A 16,076-nucleotide genomic window follows, 5' to 3' on the forward strand; every position below is an offset into this window, starting at 1 on the left:
CAGTCTTTTCATTAGAGTTACCATCCTTACTTCTTTTGATATACTTCGTCATTTACTAAAATTACAGTATACGACAAGTGCATTTCGACATAATCCAATTAAATATAAAAAGGAGCATAATATGATTTATTTACTCGCAATCATTGCATTTATCATTACATTTGTATTAGTCCCAGTACTTATACCTACTCTAAAAAGAATGAAATTTGGCCAAAGTATTAGAGAAGAAGGGCCTCAAAGTCACATGAAAAAGACCGGCACACCAACCATGGGTGGCCTGACATTCTTGATAAGTATTATTATTACTACTTTACTCGCAATTATATTCACAGACAATTCTAATCCTATGATTTTATTATTATTTGTGACAATTGGTTTTGGTTTAATCGGGTTCATTGATGATTACATTATTGTAGTTAAGAAAAATAACCAAGGTTTAACGAGTAAACAAAAATTCTTCGCACAAATTGGGATTGCAGTTATCTTTTTTATACTGAGCCAAGTATTTAACTTAACTGATTTTTCTACAGGTATTCATATTCCATTTATTGGTATTGAGGTACCACTTTCATTAGCTTACGTTATATTCATTGTTTTTTGGCAAGTTGGCTTTTCAAATGCAGTGAATTTAACAGATGGTTTAGATGGATTAGCAACTGGATTATCTATCATTGGATTTACAATGTTTGCGATTATGTCATATATCCAAGGTGCGTCATCTATTGGTATCTTCTGTGTTATTATGATTTTCGCATTAGTTGGTTTCCTTCCTTTCAATTTAAATCCAGCTAAAGTATTTATGGGAGATACAGGTAGTTTAGCGTTAGGTGGTATTTTTGCTACGATTTCAATCATGTTAAACCAAGAATTGTCACTTATATTTATTGGGTTGGTCTTTGTAGCAGAAACTTTATCAGTTATGCTACAGGTTACTTCATATAAATTAACGAAAAAACGTATTTTCAAAATGGCTCCGTTGCATCATCATTTTGAACTTGTTGGTTGGAATGAGAAAAAGGTTGTAACAGTGTTTTGGACAGTGGGACTAATTTCAGGATTGCTAGGTTTATGGATTGGAGTGAATTAAATTGTTGAATTACACTGGATTAGAAGATAAAGATGTATTAATCGTCGGTTTAGCAAAGAGCGGGTATGAAGCTGCAAAGTTATTGAATAAACTCGGTGCAAAAGTGGTTGTCAATGATGGTAAAGATTTAAGTCATGATTCACATGCAAAGGATTTACAAAACATGGGTATTACCGTAATAGGTGGAGAACATCCACTATCATTGCTAGACAAAGACCCAATTATTGTTAAAAATCCTGGTATTCCTTATACGGTACCTTTAATCAAGGCTGCTATGGACAAAGGGTTAAGAATTCTAACAGAAGTTGAATTAAGTTATCTTGTATCAGAAGCGCCAATTATAGGTGTAACAGGTACAAACGGTAAAACAACAGTCACTTCATTAATCGGTGACATGTTTCAAAATAGTAGAGTAACAGGTCGTTTATCCGGAAATATCGGGTTTGTGGCATCAAAAGTTGCTCAAGAGGTAACAGAAAACGATTACTTAGTAACTGAACTTTCTTCGTTCCAGTTGTTAGGAATTGAACAGTATAAACCACATATAGCAATCATTACGAATATTTATTCCGCACATTTAGATTATCACGAATCATTGGAAAATTATCAAAATGCTAAAAAGCGTATCTATGAGAATCAAACAGAAAATGATTATTTAATTTGTAATTATCATCAACGTCATTTAATTGAATCCGAATCACTGCATTCAAAAGTATTATACTTCTCAACTCAACAAGAAGTTGATGGTATTTATGTAAAAGATGGCTATATTGAATTTAAAGGATTTAGAATCATTCATACGGATGATCTCGTATTGCCAGGTGAACATAATTTAGAAAATATTTTAGCTGCAGTATTGGCAGCATTACTTGCTGGCGTTTCAGTCAGAGCGATTATTGAGAGTTTAACAACATTCTCTGGTATTGAACATCGATTACAATATGTAGGTACAAATAAAACAAATAAATACTACAATGACTCTAAAGCTACAAATACATTAGCAACTCAGTTCGCTTTAAATGCGTTTGATAAACCTATTATTTGGTTATGTGGGGGATTAGATCGCGGTAATGACTTCGATGAACTTATTCCTTACATGGAAAATGTTAGAGTGATGGTCGCTTTCGGCGAGACCCAAGATAAATTTGTTAAACTGGGTGAAAGCCAAGGTAAATATGTAATTAAAGCCATCGATGTTGAAGACGCTGTAGACAAAATTCAAGAAATTATTGAAACAAATGATGTTGTATTACTTTCACCAGCATGTGCAAGTTGGGATCAATACTCTACGTTTGAAGAGCGTGGAAATAAATTTATAAATCGTTTCAAAGCGCATTTACCGTCTTTCTAAAGGATGTGAAATATATTGTCTGACAAAGTTAGTAAGTTTGATTCCGAATACTTAAAAGAAAAACGCGAGAAACGTCGAAAGAGGCAAAAACAAATTCAATACTCTATATTTGGCGTGTTACTTTTAATTATTTTGTTAATTTTAATTTATATGTTTACACCATTAAGTAAGATTAACAATATTGAAATTAAAGGTAATCACAATGTTTCAAATAGTGATATTAAAAAAGCGCTTAAAGTGAATGACAATTCGCGAATGTATACGTACAGTACTTCAAGTGCTGAGCAAAGACTTAAAAAAGAAACATTAATGAAAAAAGCTAAAGTCACAAAGCATTTGCCCAACAAATTGACAGTTGAAGTTACCGAAGACCAAGTCGTTGGATTAATTAACAAAAAAGATAAATATGTTCCAATTACTGAAGATGGAACTGAGCTAGAAAATTACAAATCCGATGTTTCTGATGATGGTCCGATTTTAGATGGGTTTGATAATGAGCAAAAAAACCTTATTATTAAACAATTAGCAAAAATCCCAGTTAATATTAGATCATCAATTTCTGAAGTAAGTTACGATAAAGATTCAGAATCAACTAACCAAATTAAAATATATACAACAGATGGACTTCAAATTGTCGGAGATATGAATACTTTCGGAAACAAGATGAAATATTATCCTCAAATGTCACAATCATTAGAGCGTGATGAAACGGGAGAGCTTAAAAATTCAGGCTACATAGATTTATCGGTTGGCGCTTCATTTATTCCATATAGTAACGCTGGAGAAAATGATTCAAGATCAGCCACAGATCAAAATGTAGAAAAAGGATCTCAACAACAAGATAAAGCTAAAAATCAATTACAAGATGCATTAAATAATATTAAAAAGAAAACGGACAAAAATAATTAAAATTTAGACAAATGTATGTGTTTATAGTTCACAAGCATTGCAACCTATTGTAAACTATAGGTAGTGTGAATTTTAATAAGTAATTGTCAGGAGGTGCCTATCTATGGAAGAGCATTATTATGTAAGTATAGATATTGGTTCATCAAGTGTTAAAACAATAGTAGGCGAGAAATTTCACAATGGCATCAATGTGATAGGTACAGGACAAACCTACACGAGTGGGATAAAAAATGGACTAATCGATGACTTTGACGTTGCGAAACAAGCAGTCAAAGATACTATAAAAAAAGCTTCTATTGCTTCCGGTATAGATATTAAAGAAGTGTTTTTAAAACTTCCAATTATCGGAACTGAAGTATTTGATGAATCAAATAAAATTGAATTTCAAGAAGATACAGAACTAGATGGTACACATGTTGAAAGTGTACTAGAAGGTATACGCGAAAAGAACGACGTACCTGAAACTGAAATTATAAACGCGTTTCCAATACAATTTATTGTAGATGGCGATAATGAAGTTTCAGATCCAAAAGAACTTATTGCACGACACAGTTTAGAAGTAGAAGCTGGTGTCATTGCAATACAGAAATCAATCTTAATAAACATGATAAAATGTGTCGAAGCATGTGGTGTTGATGTATTAGATGTATACTCTGATGCTTATAACTATGGTTCTATTTTATCAGCAACTGAAAAAGAACTTGGCGCATGCGTTATTGATATCGGTGAAGATATTACACAACTTGCTTTTTATGAGCGCGGTGAACTTGTTGATGGTGACGCGGTTGAAATGGCAGGTAGAGATATTACAGAAGATATCGCTAAAGGTTTAAATACCTCATACGAAACAGCTGAGAAGATTAAACATCAATACGGCCATGCATTTTATGATTCTGCTTCAGATCAAGATGTGTTTAGTGTGGATCAAGTTGATAGAGACGAAGACGCACAATTCACTCAAAAAGATCTTGCAGATATTGTGGAAGCACGTGTTGAAGATATTTTCTTTGAAGTATTTGATGTATTGCAAGCATTACAATTGACGAAAGTTAATGGTGGATTCGTTGTTACAGGTGGATCATCGAACTTATTAGGAATTAAAGAATTGTTACAAGATTTAGTTAATGAAAAGGTAAGAGTACATACGCCATCACAAATGGGTATTAGAAAACCTGAATATTCTTCTGCAATATCTACGATTTCTAGTAGCATTACTTTCGATGAATTACTTGATTATGTTACAATAAATAATCATGACAGTGAAGAATTCGAGGAAGAAGTTATTGAATCTGAAGATAACTCAAATACGACAAAATCATCAGGATTTGATTGGTTTAAGAAGAGATCAAACAAATCAGAAAGCAAACAACCTTCAGATAATGATTCAGTAGAAACTCGTTCCGATTCAGATGAGGGATATGATAAACATACAGAAGTCGATCAAGACTCTGAAAGTAAACCTCAACAAAATGATAACCAAGAAGATAGTAAATTTAAAAAACTGATGAAATCACTATTCGAATGATTGGCCATTAAAACTAGGAGGAAATACAAATGTTAGAATTTGAACAAGGATTTAATCATTTAGCGACGTTAAAAGTCATCGGTGTAGGGGGCGGCGGTAACAACGCTGTAAACCGAATGATTGATCATGGTATGAATAACGTAGAATTTATTTCAATCAATACTGACGGACAAGCTTTAAACTTATCTAAAGCTGAGTCTAAGATTCAAATTGGTGAAAAATTAACACGTGGATTAGGTGCTGGTGCCAACCCTGAAATTGGTAAAAAAGCAGCTGAAGAATCACGTGAACAAATCGAGGACGCAATTCAAGGTGCAGACATGGTATTCGTAACTGCTGGTATGGGCGGCGGTACAGGTACTGGTGCAGCGCCAGTAGTTGCTAAGATTGCTAAAGAAATGGGCGCATTAACAGTTGGTGTTGTAACACGTCCATTCGGATTTGAAGGTCGTAAACGTCAAACGCAAGCAGCTGCAGGTGTTGAATCAATGAAAGCTGCAGTAGATACATTAATCGTTATCCCTAACGATCGTTTATTAGACATCGTTGACAAATCTACACCTATGATGGAAGCATTTAAAGAAGCAGACAACGTGTTACGTCAAGGTGTACAAGGTATTTCAGATTTAATCGCCGTATCAGGTGAGGTTAACCTTGACTTTGCAGACGTTAAGACAATCATGTCTAACCAAGGTTCAGCATTAATGGGTATCGGTGTATCATCTGGTGAAAATCGTGCGGTTGAAGCTGCTAAAAAAGCAATTTCTTCTCCATTATTAGAAACATCAATTGTTGGTGCTCAAGGTGTGCTTATGAATATTACTGGTGGAGAATCATTATCACTATTTGAAGCTCAAGAAGCAGCAGATATTGTACAAGATGCAGCTGATGAAGATGTAAATATGATTTTTGGTACAGTAATCAATCCAGAATTACAAGATGAAATTGTTGTAACTGTTATTGCAACAGGTTTTGAAGATAAACCTTCAGCTCAAGGACGTAAAGCTTCAAACACTGGCTTTGGTGGTAGCGTTGCTGGAACCACTTCAGCTAAAGAAGAATCATCATTCGCTTCTAAATCATCATCTGATTCACTTTCACAACCAAGTAAAAGTGAAGGAAGAAGCCATAGCACGAATGATGACGATATTCCTAGTTTCATCAGAAATAGAGAAGAGAGACGTTCAAGAAGAACTAGAAGATAATAACTTTATAGTTGAATGTTCATAACTTATAAGTGTGAAACATATTGAAAAAGTCATCAGGTCAAATGATCTGATGACTTTTTTTAAAATCAAATACTTTTAACTTTATTGATAATCTTCCGTGATATACTACTGAGTGAGAAATAAATAAGATGGTAAATTTAAATGGAGGTGCCTTTAATGCAAGACAAATTTAAAAAACATCCACATATTTTAAAATATGAAGACGAGTCACTTAACAATGTCCTAATAGGAATGACTACAAGAGAAGACGGTTTGAGTGATTATCCTAAAAACGCATTTAATATGGCGAGATACATAGATGATGACAGTCAAAATATCACGACACATCAAGAACAACTTGCTTCAGTCATTAATTACTCAAGAGACCAATGGGTTTTTCCGATTCAAACACACGAAAATAATGTGGTAGAGGTGACACAAGCTGATCGAGGATCAAATATTGATGCATTAACACAAACATTACATAGTATCGATGGCATATATTCTTATGATTCAAATTTATTATTAACTATGTGTTATGCAGATTGTGTACCCATTTATTTTTACAGTGAAATGCACCATTACATTGGATTGGCACATGCGGGTTGGAGAGGTACAGTAGGACAAATTGTTTGCGAAATGTTAAAGCAAATTAACTTTAATTACGATGATTTACAGGTTGTAATTGGACCTGCAACATCTATGTCTTATGAAATAAATGACGATATTAAAAGTAAATTCGAAACTTTACCAATCGACCACACACAATATATTGAAACAGTTGCTGAAGATAGACATCGCATTGATTTAAAGAAAGCGAACGCTCTATTGCTTGAGCAACAAGGTGTGCCACATGATAATATTTATATTACTGAATATGCCACTTCCGAAGATTTATCACTATTTTTCTCATATAGAGTAGAGAAAGGGAATACTGGAAGAATGTTAGCTTTTATAGGACAATGAAAATGAGGTGTTACGAACATGAACGTCAAACAAAATTTAGAACAAATCAATCAGCAAATAACTGAACATTGTAAAAAAGGCGAGGTTTCTACATTGCCTAACGTGATTGCTGTGACAAAGTATGTTACAATAGACCGAGCTAATGATGCATATGAAGCAGGAATTAGACATTTTGGTGAGAATCGTTTGGAAGGTTTTCAACAAAAGCATGACGCATTACCTGATGACGTGGTTATGCACTTTATCGGGACAATGCAAACAAGAAAGGTGAAAGAAGTCATCAATGATGTTGACTACTTTCATGCTTTAGATAGACTCAAGCTCGCGCGTGAAATTAATAAAAGAGCGCAACACGAAATAAAATGTTTTGTGCAAGTGAATGTCTCAGGTGAGTCATCTAAACAAGGTATCACACTTGAAGAAGTCGACAATTTTATTGATGAACTTGAACAATTTGAAAAAATTAAAGTGGTTGGACTGATGACGATGGCACCATTTACAGATGATGAGTCATATATTAAAGATTTATTTCAATCATTAAGAATAAAAAGAGATGAAATTAAGAAACGAAATTTAAAACACGCACCATGTACAGAGCTTTCAATGGGTATGAGTAATGATTATCATATCGCATCCGAAGCAGGTGCTACATTTGTAAGAATTGGTACAAAACTTGTAGGAAAAGAGGAGTGACCCACGTGGCATTAAAAGATTTATTTAATGGTTTTTTCGTAGTAGAGGAAGAAGATGACGAACTAGAAGCGCCACCAGAGGAAGATCGCAACGACAGAAAGCATAATAATAAGGCGCAAGCACAATCAAATCATTCAGAGCAAGCGTCAAATAATGTAGATTCTGAACAATCCCAATCGATACAATCCGTACCACAATCACAGTCATCTAGATTACAGTCATCAACTGGTGAAAGGAAGTATCAAATGAACCAAAACGTTCCTAGAAACAACACAAGAAATGTTGTGAACATGAACAATCAAAATCAATCAAGCTTCAATCAAATGCAAGAAAGTTCAAAAATGTGTCTATTTGAACCACGCGTATTCTCGGACACACAAGATATTGCTGATGAATTAAAGAATCGTCGTGCAACACTTGTAAATTTACAACGCATTGATAAAGTTTCAGCCAAACGTATTATTGATTTCTTAAGTGGTACTGTATATGCAATTGGTGGAGATATCCAACGCGTAGGTAGTGATATATTCCTATGTACGCCAGATAACGTAGAAGTATCTGGTAACATAACAGACCAAATTGATAACATGGAATACCAAGGCGAATAGAGGGAATAATATGGATATTGGTTTACTAAGCACTATTTTTAAATTTATTATTTTCTTGGTATCGGTGTATTATTGGGGAATGATATTATACTTTTTCCTTTCATGGATCCCAAATGCACGTGAAAGTAAATTCGGTGAGTTTTTACAAAAGATTTACGAACCGTTTTTAGAACCTTTCCGAAAGATAATTCCTCCGATAGGTATGATAGATATATCATCTATTGCCGCTATTATCGTATTGTTACTTTTCCAAAAGGGATTAGAAAGCATTTTTGATTTTATTTTGAAAAGTATGATGTAGGAATTTGAAGTAAAATAGTATGATTTATATAAAAGAAAACTTATTGAGCACCTTACGTGATTAAACGGGAGGTGCTTTATATTATATTGGAGTGGTTAACATCGATATTTATCAACACTTTAGGCGAGAAGAACATACAATCATCGATATGCTCATAGACAAATGTCGCCAAGCTAGTGAGCAATATGCACCTGTATTAACAGCATTTTTAGATCCCCGTGGTCAATATATATTAAACGTAGTTGTGGGAAGTTTTGAAGATATTGAAGTAAATTTCTTTGGTGGACCAATTGCTGAACGTAAACGTGCAATCATTGCACCTGATTATTATTCACCAGAAGAGGATTTCGAAATTGCGTTACTTGAAATAGATTACCCACAAAAGTTTGTCACGATTCAACACCAACACGTTTTAGGAACATTGATGTCATTAGGTATTGAGCGTGAACAATTGGGTGATATTATCGTTAATAATAGAATACAAATGACGGTATCAAAGCAATTAGAACCATACATAATCCAAGAGTTAACACGCATTCGAGGGGCTAAAGTTAAACTTAATTCTTTTCCAATTAAAGATATGATACAATCAAATGAGCAATGGAAATCTTTCAATACGACAGTAAGTAGTTTGCGTTTAGACGTCGTGCTGAAAGAAATTATACGTAAGCCGCGTACAGTGGCGAAACAACTGATTGATAAAAAACGGGTGAAAGTGAATCACACGATTATCGAGCAGACTGACTTCCAATTAGATAATGATGATTTATTGTCAATTCAAGGTTTTGGTAGAGCAAAGATCACTGAACTAGGTGGCAAAACCAAAAAAGATAAAGTGAGAATTTCATACGAAACTTTATTCAAATGATGTTATAATGTATGATGTATGTAATAAGTGATGACGTGACACGAAATTCACAATATTAAGTTATTTCAAACACACAACTCAAAGAATATTATTTTATGCGTTTAATGAAACGCTGAAATAGTGTATGATATAGGGAGGATAAAACATGCCTTTTACACCAAGTGAAATTAAGAATAAAACATTTAATCGTGAAAAAAATGGTCTTTCTGAATCTGAAGTACAAAGTTATTTAGAGCAACTTAGTAATGAGATTGAACGTTTAAAAGAAGATAAGATTCAATTAGAAAAGGTCATTGAAGAAAAGAAAACGAACATTCAGTCTTACAAAGATGTGCATCAATCAGTTAGTGACGCTCTAATTCAAGCGAAACAAAGTGGTGAAGAAACGAAAGCTGCTGCAAAGAAAGACGCAGAAGCTACAATTTCTAAAGCACAAGCAGAAGCTGACCGTATTGTGAATGATGCTGTCGAGAAATCACGTCGACTATCTTTCCAAACAGAAGATATGAAACGTCAATCAAAGATTTTCAGATCACGTTTCCGTATGCTAGTTGAAGCACAGTTGGACTTATTGAAAAACGATGATTGGGATTATTTATTAAATTATGATTTAGATGCACAGCAAGTTACAGAAGAAAATGTAAATCATTTAAATGAAAGAGATTTAACAGATGAAGAAAAGGCATTAAAAGCTGAAGCAGAAAATAAACAAACTACTGATTCAACTGATAAGACACAACAAAACAATGCTAATACTAATACAAACACGAATAACGATACAGATAAAAAATAATACACGTTAATAACAGACGCGTAAGTAACATGGTACATATCAAAGCGAGTTAGGGATGGTGAGAGCCTTTCATATGTATGTTATTTATATCACTGTTATTCAAAATATAAATTGTAATGAGAGAACTCTAAGTTGAGTTAATCAGGGTGGTAACGCGGTTAATCGATCGTCCTTGTTAATTGAACTTAGGGTTCTTTTTATTGTTTTAAATTAACCACAAATGAGCCAGAATATTATCAATAAGGAGTGTAAATTATGGATTATAAAGAGACGTTACTCATGCCAAAGACAGCTTTCCCAATGCGTGGAGGATTACCTAATAAAGAACCAAAAATCCAAGAAGAGTGGGAAAGTAAATCAATTTACGAAAAAGCATTAAAACAAAACGAAGGACAAGAGTCATACATTTTACACGATGGACCACCATATGCGAATGGTAGTTTACATATGGGTCATGCGTTAAATAAAATCATCAAAGATTTTATCACTCGCTATAAAACGATGCGTGGTTTTTATGCGCCATACGTTCCAGGTTGGGATACGCATGGTTTACCAATCGAACAAGCATTAACGAAAAAGGGCGTAAAACGTAAAGAATTGACAGTTGCAGAATTCAGAGAAAAATGTAAAGAATTCGCACTAGAACAAGTTGAAATTCAGAAAAAAGATTTTAAACGTTTAGGTGTTAATGGTGAATTCGATAATCCATATATTACTTTAAACCCAGAATACGAAGCAGCACAAATTCGTTTATTTGGTGAAATGGCTGACAAAGGATTAATCTATAAAGGTAAAAAGCCAGTCTACTGGTCACCTTCAAGTGAATCTTCCTTAGCAGAAGCAGAGATCGAGTATCACGATAAACGTTCACCTTCTATCTACGTCGCTTTCGATGTGAAAGATACGAAAGGTACAGTGGATGAGGATGCAAAATTCATTATCTGGACAACTACACCTTGGACATTACCATCAAATGTTGCAATCACTGTACATCCTGATTTAACTTACGGCCAATACCGAGTGAATGGTGAAAAATATATTATCGGTAAAGATTTAGCTGATGATGTAGCCGAAGCACTAAATTGGGACGAAAATGAAATTGAATTAGAAAAAGAATTTACAGGTAAAGAGTTAGAATATGTAGAAGCGCAACATCCGTTTGTTGATCGTGTTTCATTAGTTATTAATGGTTTACATGTTACGACAGATGCAGGTACTGGTTGCGTTCATACTGCACCTGGACACGGGGAAGATGACTACATCGTAGGTCAAAAATATGATTTACCTGTTATTAGCCCAGTTAATAGTAGAGGTGTGTTTACTGAAGAAGCTGGTCAATTTGAAGGTATGTTCTACGATAAAGCAAATAAAGAAATTACTGATTTGCTTAAAGAGAATGGTGCATTATTAAACCTAGAATTTATCACGCACAGTTATCCGCATGATTGGCGTACAAAGAAACCAGTAATTTTCAGAGCTACACCACAATGGTTTGCGTCAATTGATAAGGTACGTAACGATATTTTAGATGCAATCAACGATACTCAATTCAAAGTTGATTGGGGAAAAACGCGTATCTACAACATGATCCGTGATCGTGGCGAATGGGTAATTTCACGTCAACGTGTATGGGGTGTACCTTTACCAGTATTTTATGCTGAAAACGGTGACATCATCATGACACAAGAAACTGTAAACCACGTTGCAGATTTATTTGAACAACATGGCTCAAATATTTGGTTTGAACGTGAAGCTAAAGAGTTATTACCAGAAGGATTTACGCATCCAGGAAGCCCGAATGGTGAATTTACGAAAGAAACAGATATCATGGACGTTTGGTTCGATTCAGGCTCATCTCATAGAGCAGTATTAGAAGGACGAGATAATTTATCATTCCCATCAGATTTATACTTTGAAGGTAGTGACCAATATCGCGGTTGGTTTAACTCTTCAATCACAACATCTGTGGCTACAAGAGGTAAATCACCTTATAAAATGTTACTTTCTCACGGTTTCGTTATGGATGGCGAAGGTAAGAAAATGAGTAAATCATTAGGTAACACGATTGTGCCTGATCAAATCATTAAACAAAAAGGTGCTGACATTGCACGTTTATGGGTAAGTAGTGTTGATTTCTTAAATGATGTTCGTATCTCAGATGAAATCTTAAAACAAACTGCCGATGTGTATCGTAAGATTAGAAATACATTGAGATTCATGTTAGGTAATGTGAATGATTTTGATCCGAAATCGAATGCTATTGCTGAAAATGAATTACTTGATGTAGATCGCTATATCTTAAATAGATTAAGAGAATTTACTGCCAACACATTTGAACACTATGATAACTTCGATTATCTAGATATCTATCAAGAAGTTCAAAACTTCATTAACGTAGAATTAAGTAATTTCTACTTAGATTACGGTAAAGATATTTTATATATCGAAGAACGTGACTCACATAAACGTCGTAGCATGCAAACTGTGCTATATCAAATTGTCGTTGATATGACACGTTTATTAGCACCAATCTTAGTGCATACAGCTGATGAAGTTTGGTCACACATCCCTCATGTTGAAGCTGAAAGTGTACATTTAACACACATGCCTGAAGTCAAAGATGTGGATACAGAATTCGTTGAAAAATGGAATACATTAATGCATTTACGTGACGATGTTAACCGTGCATTAGAATCAGCTAGAAACGATAAAACAATCGGTAAATCACTTGAAGCAAAAGTTACAATCGCTAGTAATGATAACTTTGATGCAACTTCATTCTTACAACAATTCGATGATTTACAACAATTATTTATAACTTCTCAAGTTGAAGTCGTGGATACGCTTAATGATGGTGAATCATATCAATATGGTGATATCCGTATTGAACACGCACATGGCGAAAAATGTCAACGTTGCTGGAACTATAGTGAAACACTAGGTTCTGTAGGAGAGCTAGATGATTTATGTCCACGATGCCAAGAAGTTGTTAAAACACTTGTATAAGTGACAACGTATTATCTTTAATAATAACTTTATAGTGACTGCTTGTCTTATTTTGACTCGAGGACAAGCAGTCACTTTTTTATTGGAAACTCATTTTAAAAATGAACAACGTATGACGTAATCATTCGAGAATGATTAATACGTACTCTAACTTTTTTTATCACTTTGAGTAAGATATAATAAAGATTGTTAAACTGAAGGAACTAAGAACAGGAGGTACGACATGAAACGTCAGTACTATATCGGAATTACATTATTTGTCACACTCTTTATTATAATAGCAGATCAAATTACAAAGTTGATTATCGCAAGTTCGATGAAAGTTGGAGATTCATTTGAAGTGATTCCTCAATTTTTAAATATTACCTCTCACCGAAATGACGGAGCTGCTTGGGGCATGTTAAGCGGTAAGATGGGCTTGTTCTATATTATTACTATTATCGTATTAATCGTACTCGTCTATTTCTATGTGAAAGAAGCGAAAAATAATTTATTTATGCAAATAGCGATTAGTTTAATATTTGCAGGTGCACTTGGAAACTTTATTGATCGTGTCATACATGGAAAAGTAGTCGATTTTATTGATACATATATATTTGGCTATGATTTCCCAATATTTAATATTGCAGATGCAAGCTTAACTATTGGCGTAATTTTAATCATTATTGCTTTATTCAAAGATTCGTCGAAAGAAAAATAACATAAAGGAGTGAGTTATGAATGCAAAGCTTTAATTTTACAGTAGAAACTCCAGAAGATGTCGGTAAACGTATCGACAAAATATTACCAGAATTTAATGGCGAATGGTCACGTACACAAATTCAAGACTGGATAAAAGAGTCGCTCGTTCAAGTTAATGATAAAGTAGTTAAATCAAACTACAAAGTAAAGCTTGATGATCAAATCGTTGTTACGGAAAAAGAAACAGTTGAAGCAGACATTGAACCTGAAGATTTAAACTTAGATATTTATTATGAAGATGATGATGTGGCTGTAGTTTATAAACCTAAAGGGATGGTCGTACACCCCTCAGCTGGACATTATTCAGGTACATTAGTTAATGGATTGATGTATCAAATGAAAGATTTATCAGGAATAAATGGGGAAATCCGCCCGGGCATTGTTCACCGTATTGATAAAGATACTTCTGGGTTGTTAATGGTAGCTAAAAACGATCAAGCGCACCGAAGCCTTGTAGATCAATTAGTAGAAAAATCAGTTACACGTAAATATGTCGCTTTAGTCCACGGAAATATTCCACATGATTATGGTACAGTTGACGCACCAATAGGGAGAAATACGAAAGATCGTCAATCTATGGACGTTGTTGACGAAGGTAAAGAAGCGATTACACATTTTAATGTATTGGAACATTTTAATAACTATACATTAATTGAATGTCAGCTTGAAACAGGGCGTACCCATCAAATACGTGTGCATATGAAATATATTGGCTATCCACTTGTAGGGGATCCAAAATATGGACCTAGAAAGACATTAGATATAGGTGGTCAAGCATTGCATGCAGGCGTAATAGGCTTCGAACATCCAGTGACTGGCGAATATACAGAGCAAACATCAGAGCTACCTGAGGAATTCCAAAAGGTATTAGAAGACATTCGTAAGAGCGACAAATAAACATCAACGTTCGTATCACGCTAAATATATTATTGAAAATTATATTCGAAATTCATTTGCATGACATTTTAAATCATGGTATCATGAATGTAATTTAATAATGAAAACGTACGTCTTTAATTGCAGTCCAGAGAGGCTTCAAAGACATGAATGTACACACAGTTAAGTAGTTAGACTAATGGTTAGGATGTATATTAATATCCATAACTTAGCGTCTAACTGATGATATCAATCTGTATCTTTAGACACCTAACCGATGGTGTTTGATGTTTGAGAATAAATTAACTTGTGATAAACCTCATGTCTAAGCCAAAGACATGAGGTTTTCTTTTTATTATACATAAATAATAAATTATTGCTACGAAGGTAGGTGCCTAAATTGTCAGAGAGAATTATTATGGATGAAGCAGCTATTGAAAGAACAACAACACGTATCGCACATGAAATTTTAGAATATAATAAAGGTACGGATAATTTAATTCTGTTAGGTATTAAAACACGAGGTGCATTTTTAGCACGAAGAATTCAACAGAAGATCGAGCGTATAGAAGATACTGTTGTACCTACAGGAACACTAGATATTACACAATTTCGAGATGACTTGGAACAAAAGCGCACACCTATTGGCAAACAAACATACGAAATCGATGTGAATATTACCGATCAGGTTGTTATCATTATCGATGATGTCTTATATACAGGGCGAACGGTTCGAGCTTCACTAGATGCTGTATTGCAATACGCACGACCTAAGAAAATTGGCCTCGCCACATTAGTCGATCGAGGTCATCGTGAACTACCAATACGTGCTGACTTTGTTGGAAAGAACATACCAACTGCAAGAGAAGAAGCAGTATCAGTGTTTCTTGAAGAAATCGATCCAAGAAATGCTGTAGTAATTGAATAGCACCTTTAATTCAGTACGAGAGACTGAAAAGGGGGATGTTCAAATATTACGTTTTTGCATAAAAACTTAAGTATTCGAAAAGCTTTCTCAATTAAACTTAAGCTATATATTTAGGTGAAACGTAAATTGAACATTTCAAAGCATAATCTATATATTTTAATGATTTATAAACTACATGCGAATATAGTTGCGTCGCACAGTTGATTCATTAAATTA

15 protein-coding genes are annotated in these 16,076 nt (G+C 34.2%); all 15 read left to right on the forward strand.

What is annotated here, in order from left to right; genetic code table 11:
• Positions 1 to 121: 121 nt before the first annotated feature.
• The 15 genes from mraY to pyrR all read left to right on the forward strand — a co-directional run bounded on the left by mraY (position 122) and on the right by pyrR (position 15,860).
• A complete protein-coding gene (mraY, locus tag QQM35_RS07190; RefSeq protein WP_251516268.1) occupies positions 122 to 1,087 on the forward strand; it encodes a phospho-N-acetylmuramoyl-pentapeptide-transferase in 966 nt (321 codons plus the stop codon).
• A gap of 1 nt (position 1,088) precedes the next feature.
• Positions 1,089 to 2,438, forward strand: coding sequence for a UDP-N-acetylmuramoyl-L-alanine--D-glutamate ligase (murD, locus tag QQM35_RS07195; protein ID WP_251516271.1), 1,350 nt, complete (start codon positions 1,089 to 1,091; stop codon positions 2,436 to 2,438).
• Between the two features lie 15 nt (positions 2,439 to 2,453).
• The gene (locus QQM35_RS07200) at positions 2,454 to 3,347 is read left to right on the forward strand and encodes a cell division protein FtsQ/DivIB (RefSeq protein ID WP_251516274.1); all 894 of its coding nucleotides are present in this window, start codon (positions 2,454 to 2,456) and stop codon (positions 3,345 to 3,347) included.
• Between the two features lie 103 nt (positions 3,348 to 3,450).
• Positions 3,451 to 4,872 (forward strand): cell division protein FtsA, encoded by a 1,422-nt coding sequence (gene ftsA / locus QQM35_RS07205; RefSeq protein ID WP_251516277.1) that lies wholly within the window; start codon positions 3,451 to 3,453, stop codon positions 4,870 to 4,872.
• Between the two features lie 29 nt (positions 4,873 to 4,901).
• Positions 4,902 to 6,077 (forward strand): cell division protein FtsZ, encoded by a 1,176-nt coding sequence (gene ftsZ, locus QQM35_RS07210; RefSeq protein ID WP_251516280.1) that lies wholly within the window; start codon positions 4,902 to 4,904, stop codon positions 6,075 to 6,077.
• 180 nt (positions 6,078 to 6,257) lie between these two features.
• Positions 6,258 to 7,046 (forward strand): peptidoglycan editing factor PgeF, encoded by a 789-nt coding sequence (gene pgeF / locus QQM35_RS07215; RefSeq protein WP_251516283.1) that lies wholly within the window; start codon positions 6,258 to 6,260, stop codon positions 7,044 to 7,046.
• Between the two features lie 18 nt (positions 7,047 to 7,064).
• A complete protein-coding gene (locus QQM35_RS07220) occupies positions 7,065 to 7,739 on the forward strand; it encodes a YggS family pyridoxal phosphate-dependent enzyme (RefSeq protein WP_251943108.1) in 675 nt (224 codons plus the stop codon).
• A gap of 5 nt (positions 7,740 to 7,744) precedes the next feature.
• A complete protein-coding gene (locus QQM35_RS07225) occupies positions 7,745 to 8,347 on the forward strand; it encodes a cell division protein SepF (RefSeq protein WP_251516288.1) in 603 nt (200 codons plus the stop codon).
• Positions 8,348 to 8,357: 10 nt separating this feature from the next.
• Positions 8,358 to 8,648, forward strand: a complete 291-nt coding sequence (locus QQM35_RS07230) for a YggT family protein (protein ID WP_251516290.1) — start codon at positions 8,358 to 8,360, stop codon at positions 8,646 to 8,648.
• Positions 8,649 to 8,739: 91 nt separating this feature from the next.
• Positions 8,740 to 9,516, forward strand: a complete 777-nt coding sequence (locus QQM35_RS07235) for an RNA-binding protein (protein WP_342610299.1) — start codon at positions 8,740 to 8,742, stop codon at positions 9,514 to 9,516.
• Between the two features lie 145 nt (positions 9,517 to 9,661).
• On the forward strand, positions 9,662 to 10,309 hold the full coding sequence (locus QQM35_RS07240; RefSeq protein WP_251516295.1) for a DivIVA domain-containing protein: 648 nt from the start codon (positions 9,662 to 9,664) through the stop codon (positions 10,307 to 10,309).
• Between the two features lie 255 nt (positions 10,310 to 10,564).
• The gene (ileS, locus tag QQM35_RS07245) at positions 10,565 to 13,315 is read left to right on the forward strand and encodes an isoleucine--tRNA ligase (RefSeq protein ID WP_251516298.1); all 2,751 of its coding nucleotides are present in this window, start codon (positions 10,565 to 10,567) and stop codon (positions 13,313 to 13,315) included.
• Between the two features lie 223 nt (positions 13,316 to 13,538).
• Positions 13,539 to 14,015: a signal peptidase II gene (gene lspA / locus QQM35_RS07250; RefSeq protein ID WP_251516300.1), complete on the forward strand. Its 477-nt coding sequence runs from the start codon at positions 13,539 to 13,541 to the stop codon at positions 14,013 to 14,015.
• 20 nt (positions 14,016 to 14,035) lie between these two features.
• Positions 14,036 to 14,953 (forward strand): RluA family pseudouridine synthase, encoded by a 918-nt coding sequence (locus tag QQM35_RS07255; RefSeq protein ID WP_251516302.1) that lies wholly within the window; start codon positions 14,036 to 14,038, stop codon positions 14,951 to 14,953.
• 379 nt (positions 14,954 to 15,332) lie between these two features.
• Complete coding sequence (gene pyrR / locus QQM35_RS07260) at positions 15,333 to 15,860, forward strand: bifunctional pyr operon transcriptional regulator/uracil phosphoribosyltransferase PyrR (RefSeq protein ID WP_251516304.1); 528 nt, start codon at positions 15,333 to 15,335, stop codon at positions 15,858 to 15,860.
• The last annotated feature ends 216 nt before the right edge of the window (positions 15,861 to 16,076 follow it).

Origin of the sequence: Staphylococcus hsinchuensis (assembly GCF_038789205.1) — a bacterium.
Classification (GTDB): domain Bacteria; phylum Bacillota; class Bacilli; order Staphylococcales; family Staphylococcaceae; genus Staphylococcus; species Staphylococcus hsinchuensis.